Here is a 22,472-nt window from a genome sequence, read left to right as displayed (position 1 = left end):
TAACGCAGTAAGGGTTTAGCCGCTCTGTTTAAAACACCCGGCGGACGGTAACCGGCATTTTAAATCTGCCCTGATTACGGCTGATCTTCTGATCGGCCATTAATGTTTGCTTTCAGATTTATTATTTTTTTACCGTAACGGTAACATGCATTCATCCAATGAGAGGTGCGCATGGGTGAGCCTCAAGCCGCCAGTCCGACCTTCTTCGTTAATTTCCCGCTCCGTTTATCATTGCTCTGTTTTCATCATTTCCTGGCGGCACGGGGCGGGGAAAATAGCGCCACCGGCTTTCAGGAATCGTTGATCCACTATACTGAGCAATGAAGGTGCTATTTATAATCGAGGCTGTTCACGGTTAATGACTTAATTTCGTCCTTAACTCTGACTATCAGGAGAACACAATGCAAAAGAGCCAAATGATGAAAGGGCTGTTAGCCGCATCGGTATTAGCAGCAATGTTCAGTACCGTCGGTGTGCAAGCTCAGACCCCCTCCAGCGCCGCGCAGAATGGCGCTGCAATGCAGGGAGAATCAAGCGCTAAGCTCAGCGCGGGTGATGAAAAAGCGGTGAAGGACATGGCGCAGGCCAATATTAATGAAATTGCTGCCGCCAAAGTCGCACTGAGTAAGGCTCAAAGCAGCAAAGTTAAAGCCTTTGCGCAGCAGATGGTCAGAGACCACGGCGATGCCCTGATCAAAGTCCAGACGGTCGCTAAGCAAAAAGGCGTAGCATTGCCCACTGAGCCGGACGCCCAACACGCGGCCATGGCTGCTAAGCTGGAAAAACAGAGCGGTGACGCTTTTGACAAGATGTACATGGAAAACGCCGGCACCATGGACCACAAAATGGTGCTGTCGAAGTTGCAAAAGGATGCCACTAAAATCAAGGACCCGGATGTGAAGGCGCTGGCCGATGCACACACGCCTGTGGTTGAGCAGCATCTGAAGGCTGCTCAGCAGATGGCGATGTAACCGGCCATGCCAGCAGTCAACGAGTCAACAGGTTATCTGGTGTGCAGCATCATCGGCGAGCCGGATAACCGTTGTCACCGGATGCAGAAAGGCACCGCGTAAAGGCGCTGGCTGGAGAACGGGGCACGCTGGCGACCGCGGCTCAGAGGGTGCAGTCGCCAGCTGAGAGTAACGCCAGAGGCGGAAAGCCGGATTGGCCTGAAACTCACGCCCGGCAGGATGGATGGCGCAGCCGGTATTAAGGATCGCTTTTAACACAGTGCCACCTGAGACCGACATCCGTTCGGCTATGCGCAAAAGGTTGAGGTTGAGGTTGAGGTTAAATAGTCTCAGTTATCCCTTGCCAGTAAAGTCAATAATTCGTGGTAAAGCGGTGGCGCAACATAAAGGAAAGGTCCGATATCACTTGCAAATGCATGATGCAACACGAATGCCGTTAGCGGGTAAACCCTGTGGTTGCCAGAGTTAATATTAAACAGGCTCAGCTGAGCTGCTATTTATTGATGTAAAGCCTATCTATTATGACAGCTTTACTCTCATTTGTCCGTAAAATAGCAACAGGCCAGTCAGTTTAAAACTTGCGAAGGTAAATAGCCGATCGATCCACCGCTAATTAAAACGCTTTACTCCCCATGTATTAATAAAGTGTGCGGAATGCCTTATATTCATTTTGTGCCCGAAATTCAGGCAAGGCCTCCCGTTACTTCTGCGTGCGGCTACTTCCCTCCACCTCAGCGAGGCTGACATCATAGGCTTCCTGCGCTTTTTCAATATCATCAAGATGATTAATTGCCCAGTCATACATGGCGCTAAACGGTTTCTGCAAAGAGCGGCCGAGATCGGTGATTGCGTATTCAACGGCAACCGGAGAGGTCGCCAAAACGGTCCGATTAATCAATCCGTTACGTTCCATTTTGCGTAAGGCCTGGGTAAGGGCTTTGTGGGTGATACCTTCCATGCTGCGCTTCATCTGGTTAAAGCGCAGCGTATTCTCATTAAGTAAAGTCAGAATCATGACGCTCCATTTGTTTGCGACCTGATCGAAAAAAACACGGGCGGCGCAGTCTGCAAAGAAAACGGGATCAACACTATTTGTCATTTAAGTATCCTTGAGTATATCTACTCGCTTCAAAGTGCGTAATTGACCTTAGCTGAATGTTATATACCATGCGATTGACGTTGGGATAAATATCTCACCTGCGACCGCATCGTCTGCTAAATAAAACGGCGGGACAACGTTTAGCAAGCACTAAGGAACCCTCATGAAAGAAAAAAACTTCTCTCTGTCCAGACGTAACCTGCTGGCTTTTGCCAGCGCGACCGTTGTCTCGGCGGCGGTTAAAGCCAGCCCGACAGGCTATGCGCCAAAGGTGTCACCGACGGCCCGACTTTTTTATACCGAAAAAGGAGAAGGCAAAAATATAATGGTATTACACGGCTGGACCTGTGATTCACATGACTGGAGCTGGCAATTACCCGCGCTTGAAAGCAAATACCGTACGGTAGCGGTAGATTTACGCGGGCATGGTCGATCAGAGGTCAAGCCATCAGGGCATTATAACCCGGCTGACTATGTTGCCGATATTGAGGCATTAATTCTGTCACGCTATCCCGGTCAGAAATTTATTCTGATTGGTCACTCAATGGGCGGCCAGATTGCCGCGCGGCTTGCGGCAAAAAGGCCCGATTTAGTGAGTGCAGTCGTCTCGGTGGACGGTTCAATGGGATTCGCGGATGAACAGGCGGCCGTTTTTCAGAAAGCCACTGACGATCTGCATAAAGGCGATCCTTATGTAACCGGTCCGGCGCTATTTGAGCTCTTTTACGATAAAAATACCCAGCCCGCGTTAAAGCGCTGGCATGCAAGACGCCTGCAGGGCGTGCCGCTGCATGTGGTACGGGAATCATTCGGCCCGCTGTTTCTGGGTGCGGGACAAGTCGGAGTGGGTAAAGCGAGTGAAGACTTTTGTCGAGGCTTAACGGTTCCTGTATATCACCTTTGTCGCGATGCCACGCAGGCTGAGAATATGCGTCAATGGTTTTCAAATCCAAAATCAAAAACAGATTACTGGACGCAGACAGGACACTGGATTATGCAGGATCGCAGTGAGGAGGTAAACAACGCCGTGACGGCCTGGATCGATGGGCTGTAACGTCGACAGCAGCAGAATCGACACTTTTGGCTTACGGCATGGCTCTTTTCTGCAAAATCGGTCACTTAATGCAATAAAAATGCGCTAACCGGTGCTGCCGGTTAGCGCATTGGCAAACCTGATTCAGACAGTGTGATCATATGAATGGGATAGACGAGGATGACGTTAACAATTTAGCTATATCACTTTTTCTTATAGACATCCGCAGTAGCATGCATTTTATTGTTGGTATTGCCGGATGTCAGAACATAAACATCTCCGCCTTTTTTATCTGCCAGACTGGAAAGTTCAGCTTTCGCATCAGAGGCGCTGACTTCACCTGATGTTGATACGCTACCCACTTTTTCGTACTGATCCTGCACTTTTTCAAAATCATTTTTCGGCATCATCTCTGCCGCAAACGCGTTGAAGGAAAAGGCACACGCGGCTATCACATAAATTATTTTTTTCATCAGTTCATCTCCAGATGTATTTAGTATGGAATAAGTATTAATTGCCACAATAATTATAGAGTCTGCAGCATATTCTTTCCTGGGAGATTTGATTTATTTTGGTTTTTTGTGATGAACGCATTGTTCAACAAAGAAAATAATCTGACTGTCACACTTTTCAGTCATAAGCAAATGGTGTGACGGCTGAAGACTATTTTCTCTGGCGGGTGTATAGGATAGTTTTTTCGGTAATAAAAAAGGGCGTTTTATAGAGAAAAAATCATGTTAAATCCCGGGCGTACGCCTTCAGATGTTAAAAAAAAGAACGGCAAAGCGTTTTTCTTTACATATTACTGGCCTTGTTATTAAGACGGATAATTAATCATCAACTTTGGCGTTAACTGAAGTATAATTAATGAGGCAAAAACTCTCCGCTGTATAAATAACCATGCTCATGGGGGCGAAAATGATTATCCTGCTAAGGTTTTGCGTCATTGCTTTGTTTCTCACACTGACAGGCTGTTCTTCTAAAGTGGCAGAAACCAATCAGTACTCAGGCTTTCTAAGTGATTACTCTGATTTACGCACCGTAGAAACGACATCGGGTCAACAGGTACTGCGCTGGGTATCACCCGATTTTCGTTTAAGCAATTATAAGGATATTTATGTGTCACCGGTGGTCTATTTCCCTTCTCCTAAACCGGATAGTCGCGTAAATGCCGCTACACTGGAACAAATCCGTTTATATACCGAACAGCGGCTGAAAAGCGCCGTGAGCTCCCACAAGAATTTAAGCAATCAGCCACATGCTGGTGGGTTAATGCTCAGGACGGCCATCACTGCCGTTTCAGCTGAAAATAAAGATATTCAGTTTTATGAAGTTCTGCCGGTGACAGCGGTTGTGGCAGGAACCATGACCATGACCGGCAAGCGTTCACAAAATACTTTCCTGTTCATCGAGGCGGCGTTAATTGACGTCTCAACCAATAAACCGGTGATAAAAGTGGTGAGGAAAGCCTATGGCGGTAAAGTCTCTAACAGTGAGTCTCCGATAACGAGAGATGATATCAAAAGTGCCATCGACACCATGGTTGCCGACGTGGTCGATTTTCCCGGTAAATAAAGTAAAGTTAATAATTCCTGATTGTAATCAAGCTGATGTGAGTTTTACGGATATCCTGTATTCACAAAGGTGTTTACTCGCTGATGCGACAATTTTTATCAATAATGCCTGAATCCGCGTAACAGAGCCTGAATGAATTTTTAATTCTGAAGGCTGCTGTCTGTTACGTCACGGTGAAACACGACCTGCCTGGGTCTGTCTGGTGCCGGCTGTTATTAACAGAGGCGGCACCTCCATCCTGATTATTATTTCTGCAAAGGATATTCATGATGCTGGATTTGATAAAAGCCATTGGGCTGGGACTGATCGTTATTCTGCCGCTGGCGAATCCGCTAACCACTGTTGTGTTATTTTTAGCATTAAGCGGTCAGATGAACAGCGCCACCCGTAATCTGATAGCGGTTAAAACCTCTCTTTATGTTTTTATTATTCTTATCGTTGCCTGGTATGCCGGTCAATTAGTCATGGATACGTTCGGCATTTCTATTCCTGGCTTGCGTATTGCCGGTGGGCTGATTGTGGCCTTTATCGGTTTCAGAATGTTGTTTCCGATACCGCAGGAGGAGCGGGGGATGGATGTGTTAATAAAAACAGCGAAAGAGAAAGAGACAGCTAAAACAAGCATTGCTTTTGTTCCACTGGCTATGCCCAGCACGGCCGGTCCCGGTACCATTGCGATGTTAATCAGCTCTGCGTCTACACTGCGACATGCCAATGAATTTCCGGCCTGGGTGATTCTGGTGGCACCCCCGCTTATCTTCCTGATCGTGGCGATGATCGTCTGGGTCTGCCTTCGGAGCACCGATACCATTATGCGGCTGGTTGGTAAAAGCGGTATTGATGCCATATCCCGACTGATGGGATTTCTGCTGGTCTGTATGGGTGTGCAATTTATTATTAATGGCGTGCTTGAGATCGTTTCCTTAATCCGGTAATCCTGTACTGTCCCGTCCGAAATTATTTCTTTGCCAATTTTTTATAAACACACCAGGGTTGATCCATCACGATAAAGTATTCACTCTCCTCACAGAGATGATGCCGCCTGTTAATGATCAAGATAGAGATAATGCAGCCAGCTGGTCATCCGCAGCAGGACCTTACGCATCACCGAAACATGGGTGAAATGGTCTGAATAGACCGCCACCTGCGCAAAAATCCCGTCGGGTAAGGCGTCAACATCGGCGTTCGGCTCCAGCTCGATGGTAGCCAGCACGCCATCGGTACCAGAGGCGATGGTCAGAGACTGAAGCGTGCCTTGTGCCTGATAAGCGCCTCCAGGCACCACCGGAAGAATCTGGGTCAGTTTGCCGGTAAAGACCTGACCCGGCAGAGCATTAAATACCACCTCGGCTTCGTCACCCATCTCCAGACGCAACAGCGAATTTTGTCTGAACTGGGCAATAATCTGCCGCTTTTGTTCCGGAATAAAAATCATCACCGGTCGCAAAGGCAGGGCGGCGGCATAGGAGCCTGGCCGGATCAGGACCTGGGTCACATAGCCATTACCCGGTGCCCGGACTACGGTTTGTTCCAGGTTGAATCGCGCTTCAGCCAGCTGCGCCCGCAGGCTGACAATTTGCGATTGCTCGCCGTTTATCACGCTGTCTAAACTGCTTTTTATCTGCGCCTGCTCAGCGACAGAACCTTTTACCAGCGCATCCTGCGCCAGATAGTCTTGTCGGGCATTATCGATATCTCTTTCGGAAAACGGATTCACTTTTGCCTTACTGCCGGTCAGATAGCGCTGGTAATCTTTAAATAATCGGTCTCGTTCAGCAGAGACATGGGTGGTATTGGCGATGGCTTCGTCCAGCTGGCTTTTTAAAGCCTGAACGTTGTGGATGGCGGTCATTAAATCCGCCTGCAACCTGTCAACCCGGGCCTGATAACGGGTGCTGTCTAAGCGAAATAACATCTCGCCTTTTTTGATCAGCTTGTTTTGTTTGTCAGTGACCTCACTGATCACGCCCGTGACCTGAGGCGTGATGGGAATCGCAATCACCGCTTTTTGCGCCAGAGAAGTATAGGGATGATTGTAATTCATTAGCATGATCAGCGCGCCAATCAAAAAAACGCCACCCAGTGCTGCGGTTGGCACCGTCCATTTATTGATCGGTATTCGGAATATTTTAAAAATTGCCCAGGCAAATGCGACATAGGTGAGAATGATCAGTAGATCCATCGCCTTGTTACTCCGGCTAGCCTACATTTCGGTTATTTAGCTGCTTTTCAAGCTCCGCAACGCGTTGCTCCAGAGAGGCATTGGCATTCATTCCCCAGCCTCGTTCCGGCCGATAGAGCGTCGCCCAGATCCACAAAAATGGCCATATAACATGCAAAGTGAATAAGCTGACCCAGCCCGCGACATGAATAGCATCAGCATGGGGATGGTTACGGGATTTTGCGATGAGATAAGGAATGTCGTGTAGAACAATAATGCCATAAAAAATAATGATAAAAACCGCGAACAGCACGCCCAATGCAAAGTAGTTAAGAAACATAAATGCCTCGGATTAAATTCGCAACCTGATTTCAAGCATAGGCTTATTGCTGCCGCTCGGCAATAAGGTCTATTTCATTAAAAATAAATAATCTTAATCAGTGCGATGTAATGGTACTGTTTTTACGGGCTGGTGAAGAAGGGTCGCCCGGCTGTGGTGACTGGTAATCCGTATAACACGCTGATTAATAAAATCTCTTTAGCGCGCTGAAGCTGTCTGCCTGAGTGAGTTTCATAAACTGAAGCCTGAAATCTTCTCTTTTTCGTTCCTTTTATTGCTATCGTTTATAACCTCACTTTTTAAAAAAAAACGGTGATCTGACGACAGGTAAGAAAAAATGACGGCGTTTTTTTTCCTGTTCTGCGTCGCACCTATACTTATTTTTACGGCGATTGTGTATGGTGTATTACTCCTTTCTATTTAGTCCTGAGTAAACTTTAATTAGCTCTGCACGGTCGTTATTACCCCTGTGCCTGATCGCCACGTTTAATGCCCTGGCGCTTATATCATCATCTTGCATAAATTTATCAGCTAATTGTTATCGGAAAATTTGAAAGCTCTGAAAAAAGAAGGTGTCATTTACGAGCGAACAATAAGCCTGCTATCGAAAAGATGCCGTTATGGCAGACCGATATATTCTTTTTTTTCATGTGGAGTCATCATGAGATGAAACATGCTGATGCCGGTGCAACAACGTTATCCCGCCGGTTGGCCAGAGGGATTATTCCGTTGATGGTGATGATGGCTGGCGTCGCGATCGTTTTTTATTACTTCAGCGATCATCGCCCGCGGGTCACGCTAATCACGGAGAGCGCGGAAGGTATCAAAGCGGGAAAAACGCCGATTAAAAACCGCAGCATCATTATCGGTGAGGTAGAGAGTACCGCGCTGGCAGACGATCTCCGTCACGTTGAAATCAACCTACGTCTGAATCGGGGTATGGAGAAGCTGTTACACAGCGACAGCGTCTTCTGGCGGGTAAAACCGCAATCAGGCCAGGATGGAATTACTGGCCTGAGCACGCTGATGACCGGAGCCTACATCGCGTTACAGTCTGGTAATAAAGGCCAACCCTTAGCGCACTATCCGCTGCTGGACGCGCCACCGCTGGCACCGGTCAACGCGCCGGGCATCCGTGTTATGTTGCGCAGTGATAAAAACAGTCAGCTTAAAGCCGGAGATCCGGTGATGTTCAGCGGCTATCGGGTCGGGTCGGTGGAAAACAGCCGCTTTGATGCTGACCGGCGAGCGATGACCTACCAATTATTTATCCCATCACCCTACGATCGTCTGGTGACCACCCATTCCCGCTTCTGGAAGGAGAGCGGGATTAACGTCGGCCGATCGGCGTCAGGTCTGCGGGTGGAAACAGACGCGATGATCTCTTTGTTCACGGGTGGCGTCAGTTTTGATACTCCGCAGGGAATAAAAACCGTGCAGAGTGCCCGCAATAACGCGGAATACCCGCTGTTTGCCGACCGGCAGAGCAGTGAGCGATCCTTTTTCACCCGGCATGTTCCGTTCCTGCTGTTTTTCACCGATTCAGTGCGTGGTTTAAAAGCCGGGGCGCCGGTGGAGTTTCGCGGTATTCGTCTTGGTACCGTCATCAGGGTGCCGTTTGTTTTACCCGGCAGAACGCAGAATATTGCGACGGCCTACCGCGTGCCGGTATTGATTAATATCGAACCTGACCGCTTTGCCCGCGAGATGCCTGATTTTAACCTGGTGCAGCGGCTGAAGAGTGGCATTGCCCGCGGCATGCGCGCTACGCTAAAAACCAGCAGTCTGCTGTCCGGCGCGCTGTATATTGATCTCGATTTTTTAAGTCATGCGCCAGCTTATGATGGACCGGGCATCATTTCCGGCTATGAAATCATTCCGACAGCGCCCGGCGGTCTGAATCAGCTGCAACAGAAACTGGTATTGGTGCTGGATAAGGTGAACCATCTGCCTCTTACGCCACTGGTGAGGCAGGCCAGCGCGACGCTGCAGCAAAGCCAGCGCACGATGGGTGACTTACAAACGACACTGAAACATCTGAATCAGTTAACCGACAGTCCGGCAATGGAAACGCTTCCGGTTGAGTTGCAGCAAACATTGCGCGAGCTGAACAGCAGCCTGAAGGGGCTGCAGCCGGGTTCGCTTGCTTATGATCGAATGGTGGGGAATCTTCAGCGTCTTGATCCGATACTGCGGGAGCTGCAATCCTTACTCAGGATGCTCAACAGCAAAAGTAATGCGCTTATCTCAGATGCCGCCACGCACGCCGATCGCTAAAGGTAAACCCGCTGCCGATGGCGGGGGAGATCCCCGCCGTTCGTTATCACTATTACGCTTCAGGCCAGTCGGTATAGCCCTTCGCCCCGCCGCCGTAATACGCTTCTTTCGGCGCAATGGTCAGTTCGGTACCGTAACGCAGGCGCTTCACCAGGTCCGGGTTGGAAATGAACAGGCGGCCGAAGGCAACGGCATCAATAATTCCCGCGTTCCGGCGGCTGATAGCCATCTCAAGGTCGTAATTATTGTTGCCGATAAACGGACCGGTGAACTGCGCACTCAGTGCATCCATATCCACATCGGCAGGCACGTCCCGCGAGGTGGCTGTCGCGCCTTCGACAAAGTGCAGGTAGGCCAGATTAAAGCGGTTAAGCTGCTGGATGAGGTAGCCATACATCGCCATCACGTTGCTGTCCGGTGGGGTATTCCCGGCGTCAGGCGTGACCGGTGACAGGCGGATACCGACCCGGTCACTACCCCAGATGTTAACGATGGCCTCTGTCACTTCCAGCGTCAGGCGGGCCCGGTTTTCGATGGAGCCGCCGTAGCTGTCGGTACGGTGATTGGTGGAGTCCCGCAGGAACTGGTCGAGCAGGTAGCTGTTGGCTGAGTGCACCTCAACGCCGTCAAAACCGGCCCGCAGGGCGTTCTCTGCTGCGAGTCTGTACTGTTCGATAATGCCGGGGATTTCTTCAGTTTCGAGCGCGCGCGGGGTGGATACCGGCACAAATCCGTTCACGGTGTAGGTCTGGCCTTCGGCTTTAATAGCGGATGGTGCAACCGGACTTGCACCGTCAGGCTGCAGCTCCACGCTTGAGAAGCGGCCAACGTGCCACAGCTGGCAGACGATTTTTCCGCCCTGAGCGTGGACCGCGTCCGTCACTTTTTTCCAGCCGGCGACCTGCTCTTCATTCCAGATGCCCGGCGTGGCGGCATAGCCGCGGCCCTGAGCCGAGATGTTGGTGGCTTCTGAAATAATCAGGCCGGCGCTGGCACGCTGCGCATAGTAGGTTGCATGCAGTTCATCAGGCACGCCATCCTCACCGTAACGGCTGCGGGTGACCGGAGCCATCACAATACGGTTAGCCAACTGGAGGCTGCCCATCGCGACGGGGGAAAATAAATCGGTACGGGTACTGTTGTCAGTCATGTAAACCTCTTAATAGTTGACCGGTCGTCTAGTAACTGGATAAAAAAACACGGCTACCCGAGTAGCCGTGTGGTCGCCTTCATTGCTTTACCGAAGGCGTTATCCGGATCGTGAATTTTTGCCATCAGGGAGGCGCCCAACCAGAGCTGATAGAGTTCTTCGGCCAGCTCATCGGCATCGCTTACCGCAGGCAGTGAGCCATCTTCCTGTCCCAGCCGGATGCAGCCTGCAATTTTGCGCACGATTTCCTGGGTACCGGTCGCCAGTACCTGCCGCATGTTGTCGTACCGATCGCAGACTTCCGCGCCGAGCTTGACCACCAGGCATTTGCTTTCCGGCAGGTCTGCGCCCTGGGTCGTCTTCCAGAAAGCGAAGTAACGCAGCAGCCGTTCTCTGGCTGTTCCTGTGCCGCTCAGCTGGTTATCGACTTCCTGCAGATAGTGGCTGAAGTAGTGTTCCAGCAGCGCTTCAGCGAACTCTTCCTTGGATTTGAAGTAGTAGTAAAACGAGCCTTTGGGAATACCGGCAGCCTGGACTATCTCAGACAGCCCGACGGCGCTGTAGCCCTTGTGCGTAATAATCGCCCGAGCTACATCAATGATGTGCTGGCGCATATCTGTCGCGTGTTTTTTCATAGTGCGGCTACTCTATTTAAAAACTGACCGGTCGTCTAGTAATGCCTGTTGCACTTTGTGCGATCGGTGGCTGAGCGGCTGCAGCAGCCTGACGGCATGCTGGCCGATCATTTTCAGGCTTTCCGGCGTGGCCCCTTCCTTCGCTTCAATCGACATGCCTTCCAGCAGGGTGTTCAGCACGGTAGCCAGCGCGGCGGTATCGGTTTCTGCGGGCAGCTGTTGCTGCTGCACCGCTTTGGTTAACCGTTTTTCAAACAGATCTTTATCCTCCTGCCTGAGAAGCCTGGCGGCTCTGTCCACATCGGCCGACTCGGCGAAGACGTTGATCGCCGCCAGAACCACCATGCAGCCACAGGGTGCCGAAGGGGAGAGCAGGATATCGGCTGCTTCGCTAAAGAAGGTGTCAATGGCCTCAGTGATCTCCTGTGCCTCTTTAAGCCGCGCCCAGGTTGCCTGCCAGTAAACCTGCTCATAGTATTCACGGCTTCCAGAAACAGGGCTGGATAATACATTCTTTGGAAAGACAGACAGTGTTAATAAGAAGACAGCTAGCAGTATAGTGACAGAGGTTAAAAACAGAGTAAGGATATGTTTTACATCCCTGCTTTGAATTCTGTCAACCCGTGAATCCGGCAGGTTGTCTTTATTTTCTTTATAAAGGATCTGCTGAACAATGCTTAATTCAACCTCGGCATTTACTGGCGGCTCATCCTCTCTTTCCTGGAATTGAAAATCTGCCAGAGAGAGATTTATGTAATCTTTTTTAGCAGGCTAACAAAATAAGACAGGGTGACCGTACTTTTATCTGCTCCGTAAGGCCCGGTAACGGCGATGTTTTTTACATCTTTTTTTGAGAATGCGAAGTCCAGCGCTTTGAAATATTCATTCGCGCATCATTACTTACCTTTGGCGTCAGCGTATCGTAGACGTCCTCATTCTCATTTTCTTCGCCACGCTGGTGGTGTCCTTCCGATTTAAATATTTTAAAAATCCCTTTTAAACGTTCAGGTATTTTTGTTTCCATTCCAGTTTTCTGGCAGCTAACTTTCACGCTTCTACATGAAAACTGTCGAAACTGCCTCCATTCTGAGGCTAATTCAGCGGACATTCATGGTAATATAGAGAGAGGTAATATACACAGGCTATCAGCCAATGAAAAAGAAGAATAACACCCCCACGCCCCATGATGCCGCATTCAGGCAGTTTCTTACCCAGCCCGAAGTTGCACGGGATTTTATGGAACTACACCTTCCCGCAGAGCTGCGCGATATCTGCGATCTCAGCACGCTCAAGCTGGAATCCGGCTCCTTCGTCGAGGATGACCTGCGGCAGTATTTCAGCGACGTGCTCTACAGCGTGAAAACCACTGCCGGAGAGGGTTACGTTCACGTACTCATTGAGCATCAGTCCTCGCCTGACAAACATATGGCCTTTCGCCTGGTGCGCTATGCCGTGGCCGCCATGCAGCGGCACCTTGAGGCGGGGCATAAAAAGTTGCCACTGGTGATACCGGTTCTGTTCTATACGGGTAAACGCAGCCCGTATCCGTACTCCACCCGGTGGCTGGATGAGTTTGAAGACCCGGAGCTGGCAGGCAGGCTCTACAGCCAGGCTTTCCCGCTGGTTGACGTTACCGTCATTCCGGATGATGAAATTGCCGGCCACCGCAGCATGGCTGCCCTGACCCTTCTGCAGAAGCACATCCATCAGCGGGACCTGGCCGAACTGACCGACCGGCTGGTGCCCATTCTGCTGGCTGGCTATCTGTCTTCATCACAGGTGATATCGCTGGTACACTATATTGTACAGGCAGGCGAATCAGCCGACGCCGAAGCCTTTGTACGCGAACTGGCACAGCGTGTGCCGCAACATGGAGACGCACTTATGACCATCGCACAACAGCTCGAACAGAAGGGCAGGGAAGAAGGTCTTCAGCTCGGTGAGCAGCGTGGTATTGAAAAGGGCCGTACCGAAGGCGAGCGTGAAGCCACGCTGAAAATTGCCCGTACCATGCTGCAGAACGGAATTGACCGCGTCACCGTCATGAAAATGACCGGCCTGACCGAAGATGACCTGGCACAAATTCGCCACTGACTTAATCAGCAGCCTCTCCGGCTCCGGCCACGCTGCTGAGCCGTGAGGTTCAGCCGCCCGGAAAGTCACTATGCCATCGCCCGGACACGCACAGGGCATTCTGCACCTTCAAAACATCACGGGCTTCTGCACGATTTCGTTGGGAATAAGGCTGCCCGCGTGCTCTATCAGCAGCTTCCCCTCCGTGTAACCGTAACAGCCCGGGCGCCCGCGGTGAAAGGCCCGGATGCCGCTGTGCGGATTCGCCCTGAGCACCTGCAGTATCGCTTCACGCTCCTTCATTCACTCCTTTGTTTCAGACCGCCACTCTGGTCCGCAGACGTCGCTATCCCGGACAGCTGAAAATAAACGGGCGCTGGAGCGTGGTCAGCAAGATTTACGCCACCCACGCCCACGCCGCCCCTTGATGACGCGGGCGGCAAGCGCAGTGGTGTGAATGAGCAAGCTACTGCGCGGTAAGCTCAGCCGTTGGCGTGATCGCTGGCGCCGTCCACCGTCGTGACTGCGGTTTCTCCGCAGCGTCACCGTTAATCCGCCAGGCGTTATTCAGATCTTTTCGGCTGGCAGATGAATCACTACCTGATGCACTTTTTGCAGGCTCTCCAGCACTATTTCATCGCCTTCACACCGCTCGCCATCCAGCCACAGCTGCCATTCGCCCTCTCCGCGTGACACGGTGATGTTATAGATACCTTCTCCTTCACGGTAGACCACTTTTATCTCGCGCCACCCGGCGGGAAGCTGGGGATGGACAGAGAGGCGTGGGCCGCGTCGGGTGATCCCGAGCAGGCTTTCGGTAATCAGCTGCCAGGCCCAGCCGGAAGAGCCGGTGTACCAGGTCCAGCCGCCGCGCCCGCTGTGACCTTCTGCCGCATAGACATCCGCGGCCATCACGTAGGGTTCGACTTTGTAGATCGCCGAACGCCGCTGATCGCTGCTGTGATTAACCGGATTAATCATCGAGAACAGCGACCAGGCACGTTCGGTTTCCCGCCGTGCCGCAAAAGCCATAATCGCCCACAGCGCACCGTGGGTGTACTGCCCGCCATTTTCGCGCACTCCGGGCAGGTAGCCCCGAATGTAGCCCGGATTAGGTCCTGCGCCATCAAAGGGCGGCGTCAGCAATTTAATCAGCCCGTTCTGCGGATCGACCAGATGCCGGAACAGCGCATTCATCGCAGACTGACTTTTGGCTGCTTCACCCGCCCCGGACAATACCGACCAGCTCTGGGCAATCGCGTCGATGCGGCATTCAGGGTCAACGTGAGAGCCAAGCGTCTGGCCGCTGTCAAAGAAGCCGCGCAGATACCATTCGCCATCCCAGGCCGCACCGTTGAGCGCAGTTTTAAGATCCTGCGCATGGCGCTGACACAGCGCGGCGGTCGGGTTGTCACCGATCTGAACCGCCAGCGCGGCGAAACGGGTCAGCACACGATAGAGGAAAAAGCCGAGCCAGACGCTTTCCCCTTTGCCAGCGATCCCGACCGTGCTCATGCCATCATTCCAGTCGCCAGATCCCATCAGCGGTAAGCCGTGCTGACCAAAGCGCAGGGCGTGCTTCACCGCTCGAACCGCATGCTGCCACAGCGTTTCGCTGACCTTGCTGGTGCCAGGCAGCTCATACACCGATTCTTCATCCGCCGCCAGTAAGCGGCCTTCGAGATAGCTGACAGGTTGTGACAGCAGTGCCCTATCCTCTGTGGCCTCAACATAGTGGCACAGCGCATAGGGTAGCCAGAGATAGTCGTCGGAGCAGCGTGTTCTGACGCCACGGCCGCCAGGTGGATGCCACCAGTGCTGAACATCGCCCTCAATAAACTGCCGCGATGCGCACAGCAATAGCTGATCGCGCAGCCGCTGCGGTGCCGCATGGGTTAGCGCCAGCGTGTCCTGAAGTTGATCGCGAAAACCGTAGGCCCCGCCGGACTGGTAATAACCGCTGCGCGCCAGTAAGCGACTGGCCAGCGTCTGATAGAGCAGCCAGCCGTTGACCAGCAGATCAACCGCCGGTTCAGGCGTCTGAATCTGCACTTTCGTCAGCACGCTTTGCCAGTAGCGCTTGACCTTTGCCAGCTCATTGCTGGCCTGATCGACTGACAGCAGTTGCTGCATCAGCGCGCTGGCTGCCGTTTCATCCTCACCCACGCCAAGGGCAAAAACAAAGCTGCGGCTGTCACCGTCAATCAGCGTCGTCAGCGTTTGCAGGGCAGCACAGGGGTCCAGACCCGCGCCGGTATTGCCCGACAGGCCGCGAAAATTCATCATCGCTGGCTGCCGAGTGGTGCCGTTACGACCGAGGCACTCCAGCCGGTTGCCGCTATGCGCAATCTGTGTGCCGGTGACGGCGAAAAAGGCGGTACGCGCTGAACCCGCGCTGTGATAGAAGTTTTTAGCCAGCACCGCATTGCCGCTAGCCAGCGTAGCGGCTGAGGTCACTACGTGCCGGGCCGAGCGACTCGCCAGCTCACCCAGAACCCATTCGACGTAGCCGGTGATCGACAAATTGCGTGTCCGTCCCGACTGATTACTCAGCGTCAGCAATGACAGCCTGACCGGTGCCTGTTCAGCCATGAATACCGTTAAGGTGCTGCTGATGCCCTGTTCCGTGTGGTCAAAACCGCTGTAGCCGAAGCCGTGTCGGGTCAGGTAATCCCCTTTTCCCCGGATCGGAAGCGGCGTGGGGGACCAGACATCGCCGCTCTCTTCATCACGTAAATAGAGCGCTTCACCACTGCTATCACTCACCGGATCGTTGTGCCACGGTGTCAGGCGATATTCGTGGGCGTTTTCATACCAGCTATAGGCCTGACCACTTTCAGAGATGACGCTGCCTGACTGGCTGTTAGCCAGCACGTTACTCCAGGGCGCAGGCGTCTGCTGCTGGCCGGAAAGAATAATGTGATATTCACGGCCATCGGCGCTAAAGCCGCCGTAACCGTTGAAAAATTGCAAACCCGCCGGGGCAAAATGCACCGCCGCCGGTTCAGGCGTTGGGCGGGTGGCGGTAAACGGATAAGCGGGCAGTGTGCGAGGCGGTTTCAACAGCACGCTGAGCTGGTCGGCCAGGCTGCCATCGCGGCCTTCCAGCACCACTGCCGCCACGCTCAGCAACAGCCGCAAATCTTCCGCGGAAAAACTTTCACTCTTCCGAATAAAGATACCACCGGGCTTGTCGACCTGCTGACGCTCTTCTCCAGCCGGGATCAGGGTGGTGAGCTGGTTGTAGAGGTTCTGCTGATAGCCGCCCTGATCGCTGTTCATGATCACCAGATCGATCGTCAGGCCTTTCTGACGCCAGTACTGATGCGCCTGGATAACCGTGGTAACCAAATCAAGCTGATCGTTATTCCCGATACGTACCAGCAGAATCGGCAGATCGCCGGATATCGCATGACGCCATAAGGACTCCTGACCCAGCCGGTTCTGCATCAGGTTGTTAAGGTCGCCACGCATCCCGGCGCAAGGGAACAGCAGCGCACTGGCCAGCTGATTAAACAGGCCGGTATCTTCAGTGCGAATATTCAGCTGACGCAGGGCAACCTGACTGTGCGACCAGGCGAGCTCGAACACCCGATCGGCGCTGATATGGTTACGGTACTTCCCGATCAACGCAATCGAGGTGTCGCGCTGCGGCGTCACGCCATACAGCATATCGATGGTGACCGCTTCGCCAGCTTTGAGCGCGACGGTCTGGCGAATCGACAGCAGCGGGTCCAGTACTGCGCCCTGATGGCCGGTCAGCTCACCGCCAGGCTTCAGCGCCTGCGGGCTGGCGCGGCTATTGCCCCGTCCGAGGAACCGGGCCCGATCGGTTTCATAGGTGGTTTCACGGTCGGTATTGCCATGGATCGCCATCGCATGAAACATCCAGGCCGTCACTTCCTGCTCTTCGCGCGGCCGGCGATGCGCCAGAATCGCTTCCAGCCCAGGCAAAATTTCTGTCTGAACAAAAAGGTTACTGAAGGCGGGATGGGCCATATCGCTGGCGGCCGGTGCCAGCACCACTTCGGCATAGCTGGTGATATCGAACCGGCGCGGCTGACGGGAACGGTTGGTAACCGTTATCCGTCTGATCTCAACATCATCTTCCGGCGAGACCACGATATGGGTATGGATGCTGAACGTGGTGCCCGCTGCGTCAAATTCAATGCCGGCATCATTGAACCGGGCCTTATAGCCGGGCCGCGCACTGCAGATCGGCTGATAACTGTGGCTGATGACGTCGCCGGAATGATGATCGGTGACGTAGCAGAAGGTGCCGTAGTGATTGCTGGTGCTGTCTGCCCGCCAGCGGGTCAGCGCCAGCCCCTTCCACAGGCTGTAGCCTGCACCGGAGTGGGTCACCATCAGATGATAGTTGGCGTTGGACAGCAGCTGAAGCTGTGGCTGACGCGGATCGGAACCGCTGAACTCACGCTGGTCGGGCACGCTCCGCTGCAGTTTGTTATCGACAGCTTCGTCAAAGCTGCGGCGCGGTGTATACAGCTCGATATCATCCGGCACGGTTTCCTGCAGCAGCAGGCGCGACGACTGAAACAGCGCGCTGGAGATGAAGCGGGCCACCATCGGCGCGCCCAGCAGCAGGTGTGACAGCGCCAGAAACCCCATCGCCTGATGATGGGCCATATAGGATTTGACCAGGGTAAATGTCTGACCGGGAGCCAGCCGGTCGGCGGTGAAATCCAGCGCCTCGTAATAGCCATATTCACCCCTGGCGCCCATCGCTTTCAGCCTGAGCAGGTTATCGGTTGCCTCCTGCGGCAGGACCATCAGCGCCAGCAGCGAGGCGTAAGGCGCAACCACCCGATCATCATTCAGACCGCGTTTTAACCCTAATTCTGGCGTGCCGAATGCCCGGTACTGATAGTTGTGATTCACGTCAAAGGCGGCATATCCCGATTCCGACACGCCCCACGGCGTACCGGTAGCTTTCGCGGATCGGATCTGCTGCCTCACCGCCGATAACGCCATCTTTTCCAGCAGTGTATCGGGGTAGACCGGCATCACCAGATGCGGCATCAGATATTCAAACATCGAGCCGCTCCACGACATCACGGCGGGCTGATTATCCAGTCGGGTAAATAAGCGACCCAGCACAAACCAGCTTTTGGCGGGCAGCTGATTGGCGGAGATGGCGAAATAGTGGGTCAGCCGCACTTCTGACGGAAACAGGTCATATTTGCTGGCGTCGGGCAGACCGCTGTCAATGTTGTAGCCCACGCTGAGCAACGAGGTAGCCGGAAAATATAAGAAGCGGAAATCCATTCTGGCGTGATCGCTAAGGCGGCTGTCCAGCTCCAGCAGCGCGGCCATCCGCTCACGGGCGGCCCACACCACCGGATCGCTCTGTTGCCGGGTCAATCCAGGGCGATGCTGACGTAATTCAGCCAGCCACAACAGAGACGGCATCTCAGCGGGGAAGGGCGCCTGCGGAGAGACCCAACTGAAAAAGCGACGCCACTCCCCGGCCAGGTCATCCAGCTGCTGGTGGAGCAGGGCTGGCCAGTTGATGCGGCCTGTCGGCTGATGCTGCTGTTGTGCTTCAGCGCTCAGCGGCAGCAGTGCCTCCAGTCCGGATAACAGCTCCGCGGGTGATGCCTGTGCCATCGCCCGTAGCCGGGTGTCGATGTCAGCCAGCAGGTCGTGCTGGCGGGTGCCGGGCTGCGTCGGGATCAGCAACAGCGTATCACGCAGACCTTCCAGCATGCGCGACGGTAAGATCACCGGCTGGTATTTCCACTGCGCCAGTCCGGCCTGCAGCGTAACCAGGTGAGCCGCCATGTTGCCGCTGTCCACGCTGGAGACATAGCGCGGGTTGAGCGGCTGTAACGTCTGCGTGTCATACCAGTTATAAAGATGGCCCCGGAAATGCTCCATCCGATCAAGGGTATCGAGGGTAGCAAGCGATCGCCTGATCACCCGATCCTGACTGACGTAGCCAAAATCCCATGCGGTAAGGTTAGCCAGCAGCGACAGCCCGATATTGGTGGGTGAGGTGCGGTGCGCTATCCGCATCTGCGGGATTTCCTGCAGATTATCCGGTGGCAGATGGTTGTTTTCATCGCTGGCAAACTCACTGAACCAGGCCCAGGTTTCACGGGCGGTGCGGCGCAGAAAACCCTGTTGTGCGGCTGACAATGCGATCCGCGGCGGGGCAACCGGCTGGCTCATGCGGCTGAGCAGCGCCGGAGTCATCGCCCAGAGTAACGCCAGCGCCAGGGCTATATGGATCAACGCTGGCATCGACAGCCCGGTCAGTACCACCAGCGCCACGCCTGCCAGTGGGTTAATCCACATGCAGCGGTAAAAATGACGCATATCATGGGCGGCCGAAGGGGATGCAGAGGCGCTCTTCCACTCGTTGAGGTAGCGATGGCTGATATTCAGCCGCCACAGGGTGACAATGATCGCTTTCAGCGACCAGTAACTTTCATGCGGCAGAACGGCCAGCGCCAGGCCGGCACGGGAGATACGGTTAAACGCATCGGTAAACAGGATCTGCAGATGCTGCCGCCAGCCGCGTTTTTTACTTTTTGTCACGCCATCAATAATCAGCGCTGGCACGCCAGGCAGCAGCAGAAACAGCATAATGCCAGCGGCCCAGAAGGCCGGATTCGGCACCAGGGTGCAGAGCATAAACACCAGCGCCAGCAGGGCAGGCGCGACCAGGCTGCGGCGCAGGTTATCGATTAACTTCCAGCGGGAAAGCGGGCTGAGCGGATTTTTCTGCCGGTGACCATCTTCCAGCCGGACCTGCGGCCGAAGCCAGTTCAGCAGCTGCCAGTCACCTCTGACCCAGCGAAACCGCCGGGCGACATCACTCAGATAGTTCGTCGGGTACTGCTCATAGAGCACCACGTTACTTACCACCCCGGAGCGTGCGTAACAGCCTTCCAGCAGATCGTGACTCAGCACCAGGTTTTCCGGGCAGGTATTACGGGTGGCGCGCGAGAAGGCTGCCACATCGTAAATGCCCTTACCGACAAACGATCCTTCGCCAAACAGATCCTGATAAATATCTGAGGAGAGCGAGGAGTAAGCATCATTACCCGGCACGCTGCTGCACAACCTGGCATAGCGGCCCTGACCCTGAACCGGGATCTCCTCGGCCAGCCGGGGCTGAAGAATGGCATAACCCTCAACCACCCGACTGGACTGAGTGTCGAACACGGGCGCATTAAGCGGATGCGCCATCACGCCAATCAGTTTATGGGCGGTCTCGCGCGGCAGAATGGTGTCGCTGTCGAGCGTAATGACGTATCGGACGCCGTGCAGCTGTGCCTGGGACGCTCCCGCCGTCACGCTGAAGCTATTATCTTCTCCCTGCAGCCAGCGGTTGAGCGCATGGATTTTGCCGCGTTTGCGTTCATAGCCCATCCAGACGCCCTGCGAAATATTATGAGTACGATCGCGGTGCAGCAGTGAAAACAGCGCGCTATCTGCGGCACGGCCGCTGTAGCGGCGATTCAGCGCCTCGGTTTTCAGCACCGCATAGCGGATAAGCGCCTCATCATGAATATGATTCTGTTCCGCGCTGTCGGTGAAGTCGGTCAGTAAGGCAAAACCGATATTCGGTAAGGCGTTGCCGAGATAACAGATCTCCAGGGAGCGAAGCAGCGCGTCGGTGGCGGCGTTGCTGCTGAGTAAACAGGGGATCACCACCAGCGTCTGATGGTGCGGCGGTATCGCCTGAGCATAATCAAGACGCGGCAGCGGAAGCGGATGGCGGGTGCGGGTGGTGAGTTCGCTTAGCAGCTGTAACGCCAGCTGGCTGCTGACGATAAGGGTTGGCAGCACCAGCAGCCAGAGTAACGGCCCGATGCCAGCCTGCTGCGTGCTGACCAGCATCTCAGCGCTAAAGGCGATGGTTAGCAGCAGCAGGCTGCCCAGCCAGGAGAGTAAAGGCGTCTGGCTGAGATGCTGGCGGCTCTTATTCAGCCAGGTGACGTTGACCTGAAGCTGCTGTTCAAGCTGCAGATAGCCTTTATCCAGCAGGAAATAGCCGACATGCTGCTGACGCAGGGGACGTCCGGGCTGGTTAGCCAGATCCAGCACCGTCCGGGCCACCTCCCGCTCATCAAACCGACTGTGCCGGGCCAGACGCTCAATAACGTGACGGTAGTCATCACGACTGTCGAAGTGCATCAGAGGATAAGTCCCTGCCGGGTCCTGCTGAAGAATGCGTTCAACCAGGCTGACTGACTCAACAAAGGCCTGCCAGTCAATCTCGCCCAGCTGGCGCAGTCCAGTAATAGTGTTGCTCACCGACAGCTGACTCAATGCCAGCTGGCGGTTGAACTGTTCAATCACCTCTGACGTTTTCCGGCCGGTGCTTTCAAGCTGCTGCTCAACCCAGGTTAAGGCGAGCGTGTTGTTCTGACCACTCAACCGGCGTTCAAGCTCAGCCACGAAAGCGCCGGAAATCTGCGGGTTCTGACGGGCCATATCGGCGATAACGAGGATCACTTTTGCCGCATCTTTGGCTGCGGTGGCCAGTATATCGGTGATCCATTCTTCAGCTTTGTTGCGCTCCTGATGCACCCTGGCGACCTCCGCCGCAATCCGGGCCAGATTGTTGATCAGCGCAAAGCGCAACATGGCGGGCATCGCCCACAGTTCGCCGAGCAGCAGCGGAGTGACGCGCTGATAGGCGGCGATAAACGGCAGCAGCACGCTGGTTTCAAGCCGGCCATCGCTGTGCCTGATCATCTCCTCGGCGATCGCCTGGATGCGCAGGTAATGCGCCGATTGTTCCAGCATCGGCAATCCTTTACCGAACTTTGCCGGTAACAGGTGCCGCACCAGGCGGATTTGCTCTTCAATGATGTAAAAATTATCCAGCAGCCAGACGGCAGCCGGCGTCTGGCTGCGTTTGTCGCCCTCGCTCAGAATCGCCGCGCTCTGCGTCAGGGACAGCTCGTTATCAGCCAGCTGTTGCAGCAGCCGGTAGGACCATTTACCGCCCGACAGCTTGTGTGTTTTTGCTAATTTCTCGCCGTAGCTCTCCATTTGTTCAGCAGAAAAGAGTTCGGGCCGCTGGGCCTGATAAAGGCCTTCTGGCGGGAACAGCGGGAAATGATCGGAAGGTAATTCACTTTCCCGACTGAACCACGTCGACAGATTTATTTTCACATTCA

Annotated in this window: 17 protein-coding genes; 6 read left to right on the top strand and 11 right to left on the bottom strand. The window is 54.0% G+C overall.

Translation table 11 applies throughout. The features are described from left to right. The first annotated feature begins 401 nt into the window (after positions 1-401). Complete coding sequence (locus tag LZU96_RS20660; protein WP_233988438.1) at positions 402-971, top strand: DUF4142 domain-containing protein; 570 nt, start codon at positions 402-404, stop codon at positions 969-971. A 700-nt stretch (positions 972-1,671) separates the two neighbouring features. Here LZU96_RS20660 and LZU96_RS20655 read toward each other — a convergent pair. Then, positions 1,672-2,070: a winged helix-turn-helix transcriptional regulator gene (locus LZU96_RS20655; protein ID WP_233988436.1), complete on the bottom strand. Its 399-nt coding sequence runs from the start codon at positions 2,068-2,070 to the stop codon at positions 1,672-1,674. A 271-nt stretch (positions 2,071-2,341) separates the two neighbouring features. Here LZU96_RS20655 and LZU96_RS20650 point away from each other — a divergent pair, with 271 nt between their 5' ends. Then, a complete protein-coding gene (locus tag LZU96_RS20650; protein ID WP_233988434.1) occupies positions 2,342-3,124 on the top strand; it encodes an alpha/beta fold hydrolase in 783 nt (260 codons plus the stop codon). A 182-nt stretch (positions 3,125-3,306) separates the two neighbouring features. Here LZU96_RS20650 and yahO read toward each other — a convergent pair whose 3' ends face one another. Further along, a complete protein-coding gene (gene yahO / locus LZU96_RS20645) occupies positions 3,307-3,576 on the bottom strand; it encodes a DUF1471 family periplasmic protein YahO (protein ID WP_233988433.1) in 270 nt (89 codons plus the stop codon). Between the two features lie 445 nt (positions 3,577-4,021). Here yahO and LZU96_RS20640 point away from each other — a divergent pair, with 445 nt between their 5' ends. Continuing rightward, a complete protein-coding gene (locus tag LZU96_RS20640; RefSeq protein WP_233988432.1) occupies positions 4,022-4,678 on the top strand; it encodes a DUF3313 domain-containing protein in 657 nt (218 codons plus the stop codon). Positions 4,679-4,947: 269 nt separating this feature from the next. After that, on the top strand, positions 4,948-5,613 hold the full coding sequence (locus LZU96_RS20635; protein ID WP_233988793.1) for a MarC family NAAT transporter: 666 nt from the start codon (positions 4,948-4,950) through the stop codon (positions 5,611-5,613). 110 nt (positions 5,614-5,723) lie between these two features. Here LZU96_RS20635 and LZU96_RS20630 read toward each other — a convergent pair whose 3' ends face one another. Both LZU96_RS20630 and LZU96_RS20625 read right to left on the bottom strand, forming a co-directional pair. Further along, positions 5,724-6,860 (bottom strand): HlyD family secretion protein, encoded by a 1,137-nt coding sequence (locus LZU96_RS20630; RefSeq protein ID WP_233988430.1) that lies wholly within the window; start codon positions 6,858-6,860, stop codon positions 5,724-5,726. 16 nt (positions 6,861-6,876) lie between these two features. Continuing rightward, positions 6,877-7,179, bottom strand: coding sequence for a DUF3302 domain-containing protein (locus LZU96_RS20625; protein WP_233988429.1), 303 nt, complete (start codon positions 7,177-7,179; stop codon positions 6,877-6,879). A gap of 666 nt (positions 7,180-7,845) precedes the next feature. Here LZU96_RS20625 and pqiB point away from each other — a divergent pair. Next, a complete protein-coding gene (pqiB, locus tag LZU96_RS20620; RefSeq protein ID WP_233988428.1) occupies positions 7,846-9,456 on the top strand; it encodes an intermembrane transport protein PqiB in 1,611 nt (536 codons plus the stop codon). 52 nt (positions 9,457-9,508) lie between these two features. On the opposite strand, the gene LZU96_RS20615 is transcribed toward pqiB, so the two are convergent. From LZU96_RS20615 to LZU96_RS20600, 5 genes are read right to left on the bottom strand one after another with little or no spacing between them, the layout of a single operon-like run. Then, entirely contained in the window at positions 9,509-10,606 is a 1,098-nt protein-coding gene (locus LZU96_RS20615; protein ID WP_233988427.1) for an alkene reductase, read from the bottom strand. 53 nt (positions 10,607-10,659) lie between these two features. Further along, positions 10,660-11,241, bottom strand: coding sequence for a TetR/AcrR family transcriptional regulator (locus LZU96_RS20610; RefSeq protein ID WP_233988426.1), 582 nt, complete (start codon positions 11,239-11,241; stop codon positions 10,660-10,662). Positions 11,242-11,253: 12 nt separating this feature from the next. Continuing rightward, positions 11,254-11,982, bottom strand: coding sequence for a TetR family transcriptional regulator C-terminal domain-containing protein (locus LZU96_RS23660; RefSeq protein ID WP_410055311.1), 729 nt, complete (start codon positions 11,980-11,982; stop codon positions 11,254-11,256). Positions 11,983-11,990: 8 nt separating this feature from the next. Next, positions 11,991-12,074 (bottom strand): hypothetical protein, encoded by an 84-nt coding sequence (locus LZU96_RS23535; protein WP_326491883.1) that lies wholly within the window; start codon positions 12,072-12,074, stop codon positions 11,991-11,993. A gap of 5 nt (positions 12,075-12,079) precedes the next feature. Further along, positions 12,080-12,265, bottom strand: coding sequence for a hypothetical protein (locus LZU96_RS20600; RefSeq protein ID WP_233988423.1), 186 nt, complete (start codon positions 12,263-12,265; stop codon positions 12,080-12,082). Positions 12,266-12,393: 128 nt separating this feature from the next. Between LZU96_RS20600 and LZU96_RS20595 the strand changes: the two genes are divergently transcribed. After that, complete coding sequence (locus LZU96_RS20595; RefSeq protein ID WP_233988422.1) at positions 12,394-13,335, top strand: Rpn family recombination-promoting nuclease/putative transposase; 942 nt, start codon at positions 12,394-12,396, stop codon at positions 13,333-13,335. Between the two features lie 108 nt (positions 13,336-13,443). On the opposite strand, the gene LZU96_RS20590 is transcribed toward LZU96_RS20595, so the two are convergent. Together LZU96_RS20590 and LZU96_RS20585 are read right to left on the bottom strand one after the other, a co-directional pair. Beyond that, positions 13,444-13,617 (bottom strand): hypothetical protein, encoded by a 174-nt coding sequence (locus tag LZU96_RS20590; protein ID WP_233988421.1) that lies wholly within the window; start codon positions 13,615-13,617, stop codon positions 13,444-13,446. 264 nt (positions 13,618-13,881) lie between these two features. After that, positions 13,882-22,467 carry a GH36-type glycosyl hydrolase domain-containing protein gene (locus LZU96_RS20585; protein ID WP_233988420.1) on the bottom strand — a complete coding sequence of 2,862 codons (8,586 nt, stop codon included), beginning with the start codon at positions 22,465-22,467 and terminating at the stop codon, positions 13,882-13,884. Between the last annotated feature and the right edge of the window lie 5 nt (positions 22,468-22,472).

It is taken from the genome of Pantoea agglomerans, from assembly GCF_021397715.1.
GTDB classification, from domain to species: domain Bacteria; phylum Pseudomonadota; class Gammaproteobacteria; order Enterobacterales; family Enterobacteriaceae; genus Pantoea; species Pantoea astica.
This window is presented reverse-complemented; position numbering and strand designations above follow the sequence as displayed.